This is a genomic window from Lutibacter sp. B1, assembly GCF_012524075.1.
Classification (GTDB): domain Bacteria; phylum Bacteroidota; class Bacteroidia; order Flavobacteriales; family Flavobacteriaceae; genus Lutibacter.
Window position 1 is genome coordinate 118952 of sequence record NZ_JAAZUI010000006.1, and the last position, 13453, is coordinate 132404.

The window sequence follows — 13453 nt, forward strand, 5'->3', positions numbered from 1 at the left end:
ATAACCGAATTTTTATATGGCAACAGTTTTAGTAACAGGAGGTACAGGTTTAATAGGCAAAAATCTTTGCAAATTACTTCAAAATAAAGGTTACAAAGTTTTTATCCTCAGCAGAAATAAAAATAATACAAACAAAAATAGTTTTTATTGGAATATTGATAGTGAGTACATTGAGCCGGACGCTATAAAAAATGCTGATTATATTATTCACTTGGCAGGAACAAATATTTCTGAAAAAAGATGGACTAAAAAGCAAAAAGACTTACTTATAAACAGTCGCGTTAAAACAGCAAACCTGTTATTTAAAAACGTTCAAAAATTCAATCCTAATCTTAAAGGGTTTATTGCCGCATCGGGAATTGGTTACTATGGAACAATTACTTCTGATAAAATTTTTAATGAAAATGATAAAGCCGGAGCAGATTTTTTAAGCAAGGTATGTGTTTTATGGGAAAATTCATCACAACAATTCAACTCATTGAACATCAAAACCGTAATTTTTAGAACCGGTGTTGTTTTATCTGAAAAAGGAGGTGCATTAGCTAAAATAAGTAAACCTGTTAAAATGGGATTTGGAAGTCCAATTGGCAGTGGAAACCAATATATGCCATGGATTCACATTAATGATTTATGCGAAATGTATGTAAATGCTATTGAAAAAATAGAAATGAAAGGGATTTACAATGCTGTTGCTCCTGAGCATATAACTAACAAAAATCTTACAAAAACTATTGCTAAAAAACTTAATAAAAGAATTTGGCTTCCAAACACACCTTCATTTGTGTTAAAATTACTATTTGGTGAAATGGCAAGTATTTTATTAGAAGGAAGCAGAGCTTCTTCAGAAAAAATAACTGATACAGGTTTTAAATTTGAATTTAAAACCTTGAATGATGCTTTAAATAATTTATTAAATTAAAGATCCTGACTTGAAAAAGAATCTTTATTTTTTCTTTTAAAAGGCCTTATAATTAAGCGTGTTTCCCTATCAAAACGAATGTAATTATATACCCAATTTAGAAAAACGATGGCTTTATTTCTAAATCCGATAAGTGAAAATAAGTGAACAAACATCCATACAAACCAAGCAAAAAATCCTTGGAAACGGACTTTTTTTAAGTCAACTACTGCTTTATTTCTCCCAATAGTTGCCATAGAGCCTTTATCGGTATATTCAAAAGATTTTAAAGGTTCATTTTCAATAATGGCAATTATATTTTTAGCTAATTGTTTTCCTTGCTGTATTGCCGGTTGTGCCATCATTGGATGTCCTTTTGGATATTGTTCAGTATTCATACAAGCAATATCTCCAATAGCAAAAATATTTTTATACCCTTTTACTTTATTAAATTCATCAACTTTAAAGCGTTCTACACGCTCAATAACACATTCATTTTCTAATCCATTTATTTTTGCTCCCTTTACTCCTGCAGCCCAAATAACAGTTGCTGATTCAAATTTCAAATCTGTTGCGGTACTTACTATTTTACCATCGTAGTTGGTAACCTTAACATTTTTCCATACACTTACACCTGCTTTTATTAAAAAATCTTCTGCTTTTTTTGAGGCAATTTCACTCATACCTTTCAATAAACAATTACCTCCCTGCACTAAGTTAATTTGCATTTTTCGAATATCTAAGTCAGGATAATCTTTTGGTAAAATTTCATTTTTCATTTCAGCTAAAGCTCCTGCCAACTCTACTCCTGTTGGACCTCCACCAACAATCACAAAATTCATAAGTGCATTTCGTTCTTCATAATTAGAGGTAAGTAACGCATCTTCAAAATTTTCAATAATTAAACTTCTGAGATTTAGCGATTGTGGCACCGATTTCATCGCCATACTAAATTTCTCAATATTTGTATTACCAAAATAATTAGTTGTTGAACCTGTTGCAATAACTAAATAATCGTACTTTAAATTACCAATGGTAGTTTCAATAGTATCATTTTTACTATCAATATTGGTAACTTCTGCTAATCTAAAATAAAAGTTAGGTAAATCTGCAATCACTTTTCTAATAGGAAAAGCAATAGAATCAGGTTCTAAACCACCAGTTGCAACTTGATATAATAAAGGTTGAAATGTATGATAGTTATGTTTATCAATTAAAACTACTTGTAGTTCTAAATTTCGTAATCCTTTTACCAAAGTAATTCCGGCAAAACCTCCTCCAATTATAACAACTCTGGGGAAACTTGTAGTAGGTATATTCATATATTAATTTTCTTTTTCCAGTAATATGCGTTGCATAAAAACAACGTCTAACCATGTATTAAATTTATAACCAACTTCCTTTAACCTGCCAACTTCTTTAAAACCAAGTTTTTTATGAAATTCTATGCTTCCTTTATTTTTGGCATCAATACCGGCAATCATTGTATGAAATCCTTTTTTGGTTGCAATTTTTATCAGCTCTTCCAATACTAATTTCCCTACTCCTTTTCCTTGAAAACCTTTAGCAACATATACTGAATGTTCAACTGTATATTTATAACCAATTCTTGGTCTAAAATAATCAAATGTACCATAACCTATCACTTCACTTTCGTATTCAGCAATAATTACCGGCATATTTTTATCCATTTTCTGCTGAAACCATTCTACTTGCTCTTCCTTTGTTTTTATTTCATAATCATAAACTGCAGTTGTATGTAAAATAGCATCATTAATTATGTTTAAAATACTTGAAATATCTTCTAAAGTTGCACCTCTAATTTTCATTTGCTATTTGATAAACGGCTAATTTACAAATTTGAAAATACACTATTACAAAAATGTTTTACATAAAAAAAACCTCCATTTTGGAGGCTTTTTTTATTATTTCAACTAAAAGTTAGTCTTCTTTTACTTCTTCAAAGTCAACATCTTCTACATTATCTCCTTCGCTTTTTGGTTGTGCAGTTTCTGCTTCACCTGTTGGAGCTCCTTGTGCTTGTGCTTCTTGTTGTGCTTTGTACATTTCTTCACTTGCAACTTTCCATGCTTCATTTATCTTTTCCATTGCAGCATCAATTTGTGCAAGATCTTTTGATTCATGAGCCTTTTTAAGTTCTTCAAGTGCAGATTCTATTGGAGCTTTTTTATCAGCTGATAATTTATCTCCAAATTCTTTCAATTGCTTTTCTGTTTGGAAAATCATTGAATCTGCTGCGTTAATTTTTTCAGCAGTTTCTTTAGCTTTTTTATCTGCATCGGCATTTGCTTCAGCATCAGCTTTCATTTTCTTGATTTCATCTTCGGTTAAACCGGAAGAAGCTTCAATTCTGATGTCTTGAGATTTTCCTGTTGCTTTATCACTTGCTGTTACATGAATTATACCGTTTGCATCAATATCAAAAGTTACTTCAATTTGAGGTACACCTCTTGGTGCCGGTGGTATTCCGTCTAAATGGAAACGTCCAATTGTTTTATTATCAGCTGCCATTGCACGTTCACCTTGTAATACGTGTATTTCTACAGAAGGTTGATTATCGGCTGCTGTAGAGAATACTTGTGACTTTTTAGTTGGAATTGTAGTATTAGCTTCAATTAACTTAGTCATTACATTCCCCATAGTTTCAATACCTAATGAAAGTGGTGTAACATCTAACAACAATACATCTTTTACATGACCAGTTAATACACCTCCTTGAATAGCTGCACCTATTGCAACAACTTCATCCGGATTTACACCTTTTGATGGTGCTTTACCAAAGAATTTTTCAACAGCTTCTACTACAGCAGGAATACGAGTTGAACCTCCTACTAAAATAATTTCATCAATGTCAGAAGTTGTTAAACCTGCTGCATCTAGAGCAGTTTTACAAGGTTCAATAGTTCTTTTAATCAAATCATCAATCAATTGCTCAAATTTTGATTTTGATAAGTTACGAACCAAGTGTTTTGGACCACTTGCAGTTGCTGTGATATAAGGTAGGTTAATTTCAGTACTTGCAGAAGATGATAATTCAATTTTTGCTTTTTCAGCGGCTTCTTTTAAACGTTGTAATGCCATAGCATCTTTACGTAAGTCGATACCTTCTTCAGCATTAAATTCTTCAGCCAACCAATCAATAATTTTTTGATCAACATCATCACCACCTAAATGTGTATCACCATCAGTAGACAATACTTCAAATACACCATCACCTAATTCTAAGATTGAAACATCGTGAGTACCACCACCAAAGTCAAAAACAACTATTTTTTGATCGTGTCCTTTTTTATCTAAACCATATGCTAACGCTGCAGCAGTAGGCTCGTTGATAATACGACTTACTTTTAACCCGGCAATTTCTCCGGCTTCTTTAGTTGCCTGACGTTGAGAATCGTTAAAATATGCAGGTACTGTTACAACAGCTTCAGTTACTTCTGTTCCTAAATAATCTTCAGCAGTTTTTTTCATTTTTTGAAGTACCATTGCTGAGATTTCTTGAGGAGTATATAATCTTCCGTCAATATCAACACGTGGTGTATCGTTATCACCTTTAACTACTTTATAAGGTACTCTTTCTGCCTCCATTTTAGATTCAGAATACTTATTACCCATAAAACGCTTAATTGAATAAACTGTTTTTAAAGGGTTAGTAACTGCTTGCCGTTTTGCAGGATCACCAACTTTACGCTCGCCTCCTTCAATAAATGCTACAATAGAAGGAGTAGTTCTTTTTCCTTCAGCATTAGGAATTACAACTGGCTCATTTCCTTCCATCACAGAAACACAAGAGTTGGTTGTTCCTAAATCTATTCCTATAATTTTACTCATAATTATATATTTTATTTTTGTTCTTAATTTTTTTAAACTCTCATGTTCAAATAGTCAATGATTGTGCCATTAGAAAAAATATGTCAAGATGTCATAAATAACAGCACATATCTATTAATTTGTCATTTAAAATATGAATAATTTATTTTAAAAATGAAGTTTCTCTTTTCTCAAAAGCATATATTTATACACTAATTTTTATATAAAAATTTAATGGAGTGTATTTCGGTTTTTGATATGTTGAAAATTGGCATTGGACCTTCAAGTTCACATACTTTGGGACCTTGGCGTGCTGCCGAAAGATGGATAAATCATCTTAAAAAAGAAAATATTTTTGATAGAATTACCGCTGTAAAGGTGGATTTGTACGGTTCACTCTCGTTAACCGGAAAAGGACATGCTACAGATTTAGCCGTAATTTTAGGTTTAGCAGGCACTGATCCGGAAGATATCCCAACAAATGAAATCTCAACTTTAGTCAACTCAATTCAAAAAAGCCATAAAATTAAATTTGGAAATAATCATTTCATAAATTTTAACCCGGAAAATAACATCATTTTTAATAAAGAATTTTTACCATTCCATGCAAATGGTATAAAATTTACCGGATTTAACGATACTGCTGAAATTTCTTCAGATACTTACTACTCTATTGGTGGAGGTTTTGTTGTTAGAGAAGAACTTATTCATGCAAAAGAGAATATAGAAATTCATAAAACATTTCCATACCCTATCCAAAAGGCAAAAGAACTTGAAACCTATTGTACACAAACTAATTTAAAAATATCGGACATAGTACTTGAGAATGAAAAATCGTTAAGAACGGAAAATGAGATTGATTTTCAGCTTCAACGAATTTGGGACACCATGTTAGAGTGCATGTATATTGGCTGCCATACTGAAGGAACTTTACCCGGAGGTTTAAATGTTAGAAGAAGAGCTTTTGATATTCATCAAAAATTAAAAGGAGATCTACCTTATAACTCACCAAATGAATGGTTAAACACCATTAGAAAGACCGAAGTTAAATTTCGTCAAATACTAAAATGGGTAAGTTGTTTTGCTTTAGGTGTAAACGAAGTTAATGCTTCATTAGGCAGAGTTGTAACTGCTCCAACAAATGGAAGCGCAGGTGTTATACCTGCTGTTTTAATGTATTATATGGTTATTGAAAACCATGAAGCAACTTTTAAGCATATCAAACAATTTTTATTGGTTGCCGGTGAAATTGGCAGTATTTTTAAAAAAGGCGCTACTATTTCTGCTGCAATGGGTGGTTGCCAAGCTGAAATTGGAGTTTCATCTGCAATGGCAGCAGGTGCTTTAACGGAATTACTTGGAGGTACACCTGAACAAGTTTTAATGGCTAGCGAAATTGCTATGGAACATCATTTAGGTTTAACTTGTGATCCTATTGCGGGTTTAGTGCAAATACCTTGTATTGAAAGAAATGCTATGGGTGCCATAAAAGCTATTAATGCTGCCGAATTAGCTTTAGAATCTGATATTAAAAATGCTAAAGTTCCTTTAGATAAAGTAATATCAACCATGTGGGAAACTGCAAAGGATATGAACTCTAAATATAAAGAAACCTCCGAAGGCGGTTTAGCTGTTAGTGTAAATATCTCAGATTGTTAAAATAAATTTATTTTAACAAAAAATATTTCTTTATATTTGATACAAAAGAATTATACTAATAATAAAAAAATTCGTTACCTATGAGTAAATTTGATGAAAAAATAGCACTTTACAAAAGTGAAATGGAAAAGTTAGGATTAAGTTATAATGCTGAATTGCTAACAGCTGTAACAAAAGGTTTAGGTCCTTCAATTTACAAAGCTGACGCTGAAACCGTATCTGGTTCAGATGAAAAAGAGCTTGAAACAGTTAAAAAGAATTTTCTAATAAAAAAATTAGGTTTAGCTGATGGACCTAAATTAGATGCTGCTATTAGTTCAGTTATTGAAAAAATTGGAAAATCAAACAGAAATAAATATCGAGCAATTTTTTACTATTTATTAGTTAAAGAATTGGGACAAGAGTCTAAATATTAATTTATCATTCTTACTAAAAAATAAAACCCGCTTAAAGCGGGTTTTATTTTGATTCTACATTTAATTTAATCTTCAATATCTTCGTCTGGTATTTCTTCTAAATCAGCATCATTATCATACACCTCGTCAAAATTATCTTCATCAGCATCATAATCTTCCATAGTCTCTTCCAATTTTAAGCTTATTTTAACTAGGTACACAGTATCATCTGTTCTAACTTCAACAGCTCTAACTGTTTCGTCTTTTGCATTTTTAAATGTAATTATATCTCTATAACCGTAACCATTTGGGTATTTTTCTACTAATAAATTTAATATTTCGCTAGTTAGTTTACTATAGTCTACAATAACTCTTTTCATAATATAATTACATGTTTAATAAATAAGCAAAAATTAGAGGAGCAACAATTGTTGCATCAGATTCAATAATGTATTTTGGTGTATCAATATCTAGTTTACCCCAAGTTATTTTTTCATTTGGAACAGCACCTGAATAGGAGCCATAACTGGTTGTTGAATCTGAAATTTGGCAAAAATAACTCCAAAATGGTGTATCAGTTCTTTCCATATCCTGATATAACATTGGTACTACACATATTGGAAAGTCACCGGCTATACCACCTCCAATTTGGAAAAACCCAATTCCGTTCTCTGAATTTTCGGTATACCAATCAGCTAAAAAGGTCATATATTCAATACCCGATTTCATTGTACTTGCTTTTAACTCACCTTTTAATACATAAGAAGCAAAAATATTTCCCATAGTACTATCTTCCCAACCCGGAACTACCATTGGTAAATTAGCTTCGGCGGCGGCTATCATCCAACTATTTTTAGGATCAATCTCATAGTATTGTTCTAAAACACCCGATAGTAACATTCTGTACATAAACTCATGAGGAAATAACCTTTCACCATTATCTTCTGCATCTTTCCATATTTTGTAAATATGCTTTTGCAAACGACGAAACGCTTCCTCTTCAGGTATACAAGTATCTGTAACTCTATTTAATCCCTTTTCAAGTAGCTCCCACTCTTCTTTAGGTGTTAAATCTCTGTAATTTGGTACTCTTTTATAATGAGAATGAGCTACCAAATTCATTATATCTTCTTCTAAATTAGCACCTGTACATGAAATTATTTGCACTTTATCTTGTCTGATTATCTCGGCAAATATTTTTCCCAATTCTGCTGTACTCATTGCACCAGCAAGTGATACCAACATTTTTGAACCAGAAGCCAACTGATTCTCATATTCTTTAGCTGCATCAACTACTGTTGCAGAATTAAAGTGCAAATAATACTTTTCAATAAATTGGGAGATTGCTCCTTTTTTAGTCATAATCTTCGTCTTGAAATTTTGATGTTTTATTATTAGGCTCTATGTAACCGTCTTCATTTTCATAATCGTCATCTTCACTATTATCAAATTTATAGCTTAACATTTTATAGTATAATTTTGCTGCAAGCAAATCAGATGATTTATCATTTTTATTAGGGCAAAGTTCTGCAATATCAAAACCAACCACATTTTTTTCTTTAAATATTCTCTTTAAAAAATCCAACGTTTCGTACCAGAATAAACCTCCAGGCTCAGGTGTGCCGGTTGACGGTACTATTGACGGATCAAAAGCATCTAAATCTATGGTTATAAACACATTGCTTGTCATTAAATCTATTGCATTATCCATCCAATAATCATCTGTTGCTAAGTCATGAGCAAAGAATACTTTATCGTAGTCCATAATGGTTTTTTCAATACTATCCATACTTCTAATACCAACTTGAATTAGATTTGTAGTTTGACTTGCTTCATATACAGTACATGCATGATTAAATTTTGAACCGTTGTATTCTTTACGTAAATCGGCATGTGCATCAATATGTACAACTGTTAAGTTATTAAAACATTCATTAAATGCTCTAATTGAACCAATTGACATTGAATGTTCACCTCCAAAAAGCGTTACAAATTTATTTTTTTTTATATATGTTTTTGCAATGCTGTGAACTGCTTCTACCATTTTTTCAGGTGATGAATTCTCAGTAATAGCATCAGCCAAATAAATTCCGTTTTTATAAACTTCTGAATCAGTTTCTATGTCGTACATTTCCATATTTTCAGATGCTTCTAAAAAAGCATCCGGACCTTTATCTGCTCCTTTTTGCCAAGTACTTGTTCCGTCATAAGGAACTGGTATTAAAACCACTTTTGAAGTCTCCAGTTTTGTGTATTGATCAGGTATTCCTGCGTAAGTTCTTTTATTCATAACCTAATATTTTTAAAAAATCGCTTGCTATTTGTTTTTCTTTAAATAATTTATATTCTAATTTTCCTTCATTATTTTTTGAAATAATAATATGCTTTGGTTGCGGAATTAAACAGTGCTGCAATCCGCCATAACCACCAATTGTTTCTTGGTATGCTCCTGTATTAAAAAATCCAAGATACAATGGTTTATCTTCTTTATATGTTGGTAAATAAATGGCATTAATATGCTGTTCAGAATTATAATAATCATCACTATCACAAGTTAAACCTCCCAATAATACACGTTCGTATGTGTCATTCCATCTATTTAAAGGTAACAATATAAATCGTTTATTTATTGCCCAACTATCAGGTAATGTAGTAATAAATGACGAATTAATCATATTCCAATTCTCTCTGTCATTTTGTTTCTTTTGATATAAAACTTTATATAAACTACCTCCGCTTTCCCCAACAGTATAACTTCCAAATTCTGTAAAAATATTTGGTGTTTGTACTTCGGCTTCATCACATGCACTTTTAATTTGATATATGATTTCTTCAATCATATATTGATAATCATAATTAAAAGCCAATGAATTTTTTATTGGAAAACCTCCACCAATATTCAAACTGTCTAAAGTTGGACAAATACGTTTTAAATTTATATAAACTTTTAAACATTTATTTAATTCGTTCCAATAATATGCATTGTCTTTAATTCCGGTATTGATAAAGAAATGCAACATTTTTAAACTTACTTTTTTGTTGTCTTTTACTTCTCTTCTATAAAAATCGACAATATTTTTATAACCTATTCCTAATCGAGATGTATAAAATTCAAATTTAGGTTCTTCTTCAGAAGCAATTCGGATACCAATATTTATTTTTTTTCGTAATCCTTTAGTTAATAAATCAATTTCTTCATAATTATCAATTATAGGTATGCAATTTTTATGTCCTTCATTTATTAACCTTTGAATATTTTCAATGTATTCATCTCTTTTAAATCCATTACATAAAACATAGGTTTTATCGGTAATTTTACCTTCTTTTTTAAGACTTTCAACTATATCTATATCAAAAGCTGATGATGTTTCAATATGTATATCATTTTTTAAAGCTTCGTCCAATACATGTTTAAAGTGTGAACTTTTAGTACAATAACAATAGTGGTATTTTCCTTTATACTTATTTTTACGCAATGCTTTAGTAAACATTTCTTTAGCATTTTGTATGTTTTCACTAATCTTAGGTAAGTATGTGAATTTTAAAGGTGTTCCAAATTTTTCTACCAGCTCCATTGTATCTATATCATGGAAATGTAAATTTTTCTTTGAATCAACTTCAAATTCTTCTTGTGGAAAATCAAAAGTTTGATTTATTAAATCAATATATTTTGTGTTCATTTAGTATTAATATGAATAAATTTTAAAATTAAGTGTTCTATTTTATATGGGTCTAAATTTAAGTTAGATCAAACTCTTAATACTAAATAAATATTTTGATTACTTATAACTTTTAGGCTGTTATAAGCATTTAAAATGAAGGTGTTAAAAGAAGTTATTTTTTCTTTAAATTTTTCGGTGTACTTCCGAAGCACTTTATAACTTATAAACCTCTTAACAAATAAGTTATAATCGAAAAAACATATATTTTTCATCGTTAATAAAAAATAACGAGACAAACATATATAAAAAATCAATACAATTTAAAAAAAATTAAAATTTATCGTGTAAAAACTAATTCTTTATCTGTTGAAATGTTGCTATCAAAAGCGTAGCCGTCGTAATTAAAACCTTTTAAATCTTCAATATTCTCAATATTATTATCAATTATATAACGAACCATTAAACCTCTTGCTTTTTTAGCAAAAAAACTGATAATTTTTAGTTTTCCGTTTTTGTAATCTTTAAAAATTGGAGTTATTACAGGTACTTTTAATAATTTAGTATTTACCGCTTTAAAATACTCGTTACTGGCTAAATTCACAAAAACTTCATCACCTGTTAATTCTTCATTTAAAGCTTTCGTAATTTTATCTCCCCAAAATTCATAAAGGTTTTCTTTTTTACCAATGTTAAGTTTGGTTCCCATTTCTAAACGATAGGGCTGCATTAAATCCAGAGGTTTTAAAATACCATATTGACCGGAAAGTATTCTTAATTTATTTTGAAGTTGTTCAATTTTATCAGAAGGTAATGTATTTGCATCTAAACCTATATAAACATCTCCTTTAAATGCATAAACAGCCTGTTTTGCATTTTCTAAAGTGAAAGGCAAACTCCACTCCTGATTTCGTTGCCAATTCAACTCTCCTAATTTATCTGAAATACTCATAAGTTCCGATATTTTTTTTGGAGATTTTTTCTTTAGCACTGTATTTAATTTTTGGGCTTCGTTTAAAAAAATTCCTTCCGTAAATTGCTTCGTTGGAGCACTTGATTCAAAGTCTAAAGATTTTGCCGGAGATATAACTATTTTCATCTTTTATATTTTATTTGATTAACAAATAACGTTAATTCTATTCTTATTTTATGTATGTAAAATTACAATCTTTCACTTAAAAAAACTCTATATTTTAATACTATAAGATTATTTTAAAATAGATAAAATTTATTTTAACTCTAAAATATATTGACGCATTTTATCAAACAATAAAGCAACATGATATCCATCTGCTAAGGCATGATGAGCTTCTATTGAAAAAGGTATTTTTGTAACACCATTTTCATCAAAATATTTACCGAAAACAATTTTAGGAATTCCTGTATCTCGTTCATTTCCTTTACGTGCATGTTTAATTCCTGTAAATGAAATCCAAGGTACTGTAGAGCCATGAATAATTGACAAATCTTTATCATTCGATTCAAACTTTACTCCTTTTTTATGATTTTCAATTACAATTTTACCCACTTTATCAAATTCAAAAATTGAGGTTTGATGATTAAAGTAACAAAATGAAAAAGAGTTGTCTTCATTCAAAATTGTAGAACCTATATGTACCGTATCACATACATATACCTTTCCGTTTTTTATACGTAATTTAAACTCAGTAATTTCATTTATAGCCTTTGTAACAATATATAAACACGCTAATGAAAACGATAAATTATGTTGTTTGCAATAACTTAACAGCTTAGAAACTTCAATATTGGCTGTAATATTAAAAAAAGGATCTTCGTAATTTTTAAAATACTCGTATTGGAATTTTCTGTTCCAATTTTCAACATTAAATTCTTTCATTTAAACTATTTTTTAAGGCCCTAAAAATACAACCAAAAAAAATAAATAGCAGTTTAATAAACTATATAGTTTGCTTTTTAACTTAAAAAAAATGAAATTCGCCTATCAACCTATAAAAACAATTAAACCTAACTTTATCTAAACGTTTATTTTTAAAACATTTGGAAGGTGCCAATTGCTAAAACATGTTAAATTATGAAAAGATATTATAAATTAATTTTAAGTATATTATTGTTATTAATAATTGTTTCAATTGAGCCAATACTAGGTTGGATATCTAAATTTTCTGGAATTGATTTTTCATTTTTAATTGCGCAAAAATCTAATTTGATTTTAGCCAGTATTTCATGGTTAATTATAGTTTTAATACGGTGGATAAAATCAAATATTTTAAAAAGATATGATATTTCTAAGGAAGATAATCTTGAATCCAGAAAATTACATACACAAATTAATATCATAGAAAAGGTAGTTGTATTTATAATTATCCTTACTACCATTGGCTTAATATTACTTTCATTTGAGAATATAAGAAAAATTGGAATTGGAATATTTGCTTCTGCCGGATTAGCTGGAATTATAATTGGTCTTTCTGCTCAAAAAGTTGTGGGCGCTTTATTAGCCGGTATTCAAATTGCAGTTACGCAACCTTTTAGAATTGACGATGCTGTTTTAGTAGAAAATGAATGGGGCTGGATTGAAGAAATAAATTTAACGTATGTTGTGGTTAGACTTTGGGATAAAAGACGCTTAATATTACCTTCTACTTATTTTTTGGAGAAGCCATTTCAAAACTGGACACGAACTAATGCAGATATTATTGGTAGTATTTTTTTATATACTGACTACAGAATTTCATTTGAAGATTTAAGGAACGAATTGACCAGATTATTAAATAATACTGAATTGTGGGATAAAAAGGTAAATGTACTTCAGGTTACTGACTCTAAAGAATCTACTATCGAAATAAGAATACTTGTTAGCGCCAAAAATTCACCAACAGCATGGGATTTAAGAGTTTATATCCGTGAGAAAATGATTGAGTTTATCCAAAATAATTTTCCGGAAAGTTTACCAAAAACAAGAATTATTATTGATCATAATGAAAGTACGAAAGCATAAAACCTCAAATAATAAATTACATATTATCTGA

At 29.9% G+C, this 13453-nt stretch carries 13 protein-coding genes; 4 read left to right on the forward strand and 9 right to left on the reverse strand.

Annotation, left to right across the window (positions count from 1 at the left end):
- Positions 1-16: 16 nt before the first annotated feature.
- On the forward strand, positions 17-919 hold the full coding sequence (locus tag HGB55_RS05170; RefSeq protein ID WP_168815311.1) for a TIGR01777 family oxidoreductase: 903 nt from the start codon (positions 17-19) through the stop codon (positions 917-919).
- On the opposite strand, the gene HGB55_RS05175 is transcribed toward HGB55_RS05170, so the two are convergent.
- From HGB55_RS05175 to dnaK, 3 genes are all read right to left on the reverse strand, one after another.
- A complete protein-coding gene (locus HGB55_RS05175; RefSeq protein ID WP_168815313.1) occupies positions 916-2220 on the reverse strand; it encodes an NAD(P)/FAD-dependent oxidoreductase in 1305 nt (434 codons plus the stop codon). The genes HGB55_RS05170 and HGB55_RS05175 overlap by 4 nt on opposite strands.
- Positions 2221-2223: 3 nt before the next feature.
- A complete protein-coding gene (locus HGB55_RS05180; RefSeq protein ID WP_168815314.1) occupies positions 2224-2727 on the reverse strand; it encodes a GNAT family N-acetyltransferase in 504 nt (167 codons plus the stop codon).
- A gap of 112 nt (positions 2728-2839) precedes the next feature.
- Positions 2840-4750, reverse strand: a complete 1911-nt coding sequence (gene dnaK, locus HGB55_RS05185; RefSeq protein WP_168815316.1) for a molecular chaperone DnaK — start codon at positions 4748-4750, stop codon at positions 2840-2842.
- A 213-nt stretch (positions 4751-4963) separates the two neighbouring features.
- Here dnaK and HGB55_RS05190 point away from each other — a divergent pair, with 213 nt between their 5' ends.
- Positions 4964-6388, forward strand: a complete 1425-nt coding sequence (locus HGB55_RS05190; RefSeq protein ID WP_168815317.1) for an L-serine ammonia-lyase — start codon at positions 4964-4966, stop codon at positions 6386-6388.
- 80 nt (positions 6389-6468) lie between these two features.
- Positions 6469-6804: a DUF2853 family protein gene (locus tag HGB55_RS05195; protein ID WP_168815318.1), complete on the forward strand. Its 336-nt coding sequence runs from the start codon at positions 6469-6471 to the stop codon at positions 6802-6804.
- A gap of 65 nt (positions 6805-6869) precedes the next feature.
- Here HGB55_RS05195 and HGB55_RS05200 read toward each other — a convergent pair whose 3' ends face one another.
- The 6 genes from HGB55_RS05200 to HGB55_RS05225 all read right to left on the reverse strand — a co-directional run bounded on the left by HGB55_RS05200 (position 6870) and on the right by HGB55_RS05225 (position 12300).
- Positions 6870-7163: a hypothetical protein gene (locus HGB55_RS05200; RefSeq protein ID WP_168815319.1), complete on the reverse strand. Its 294-nt coding sequence runs from the start codon at positions 7161-7163 to the stop codon at positions 6870-6872.
- 7 nt (positions 7164-7170) lie between these two features.
- Positions 7171-8145 carry a deoxyhypusine synthase family protein gene (locus HGB55_RS05205; protein ID WP_168815320.1) on the reverse strand — a complete coding sequence of 325 codons (975 nt, stop codon included), beginning with the start codon at positions 8143-8145 and terminating at the stop codon, positions 7171-7173.
- Positions 8138-9073 carry an agmatinase gene (gene speB / locus HGB55_RS05210; protein WP_168815321.1) on the reverse strand — a complete coding sequence of 312 codons (936 nt, stop codon included), beginning with the start codon at positions 9071-9073 and terminating at the stop codon, positions 8138-8140. Before speB ends, HGB55_RS05205 begins: the two co-directional genes overlap by 8 nt.
- Complete coding sequence (locus HGB55_RS05215; protein WP_168815322.1) at positions 9066-10463, reverse strand: arginine decarboxylase; 1398 nt, start codon at positions 10461-10463, stop codon at positions 9066-9068. The genes speB and HGB55_RS05215 overlap by 8 nt, the downstream gene beginning before the upstream one ends.
- Positions 10464-10782: 319 nt before the next feature.
- Positions 10783-11541, reverse strand: a complete 759-nt coding sequence (gene yaaA / locus HGB55_RS05220) for a peroxide stress protein YaaA (protein ID WP_168815323.1) — start codon at positions 11539-11541, stop codon at positions 10783-10785.
- A gap of 129 nt (positions 11542-11670) precedes the next feature.
- Complete coding sequence (locus HGB55_RS05225; protein ID WP_168815325.1) at positions 11671-12300, reverse strand: CatA-like O-acetyltransferase; 630 nt, start codon at positions 12298-12300, stop codon at positions 11671-11673.
- A gap of 195 nt (positions 12301-12495) precedes the next feature.
- On the opposite strand from HGB55_RS05225, the gene HGB55_RS05230 reads away from it, so the two are divergent.
- Positions 12496-13422 carry a mechanosensitive ion channel family protein gene (locus tag HGB55_RS05230; RefSeq protein ID WP_168815334.1) on the forward strand — a complete coding sequence of 309 codons (927 nt, stop codon included), beginning with the start codon at positions 12496-12498 and terminating at the stop codon, positions 13420-13422.
- Positions 13423-13453 lie beyond the last annotated feature (31 nt).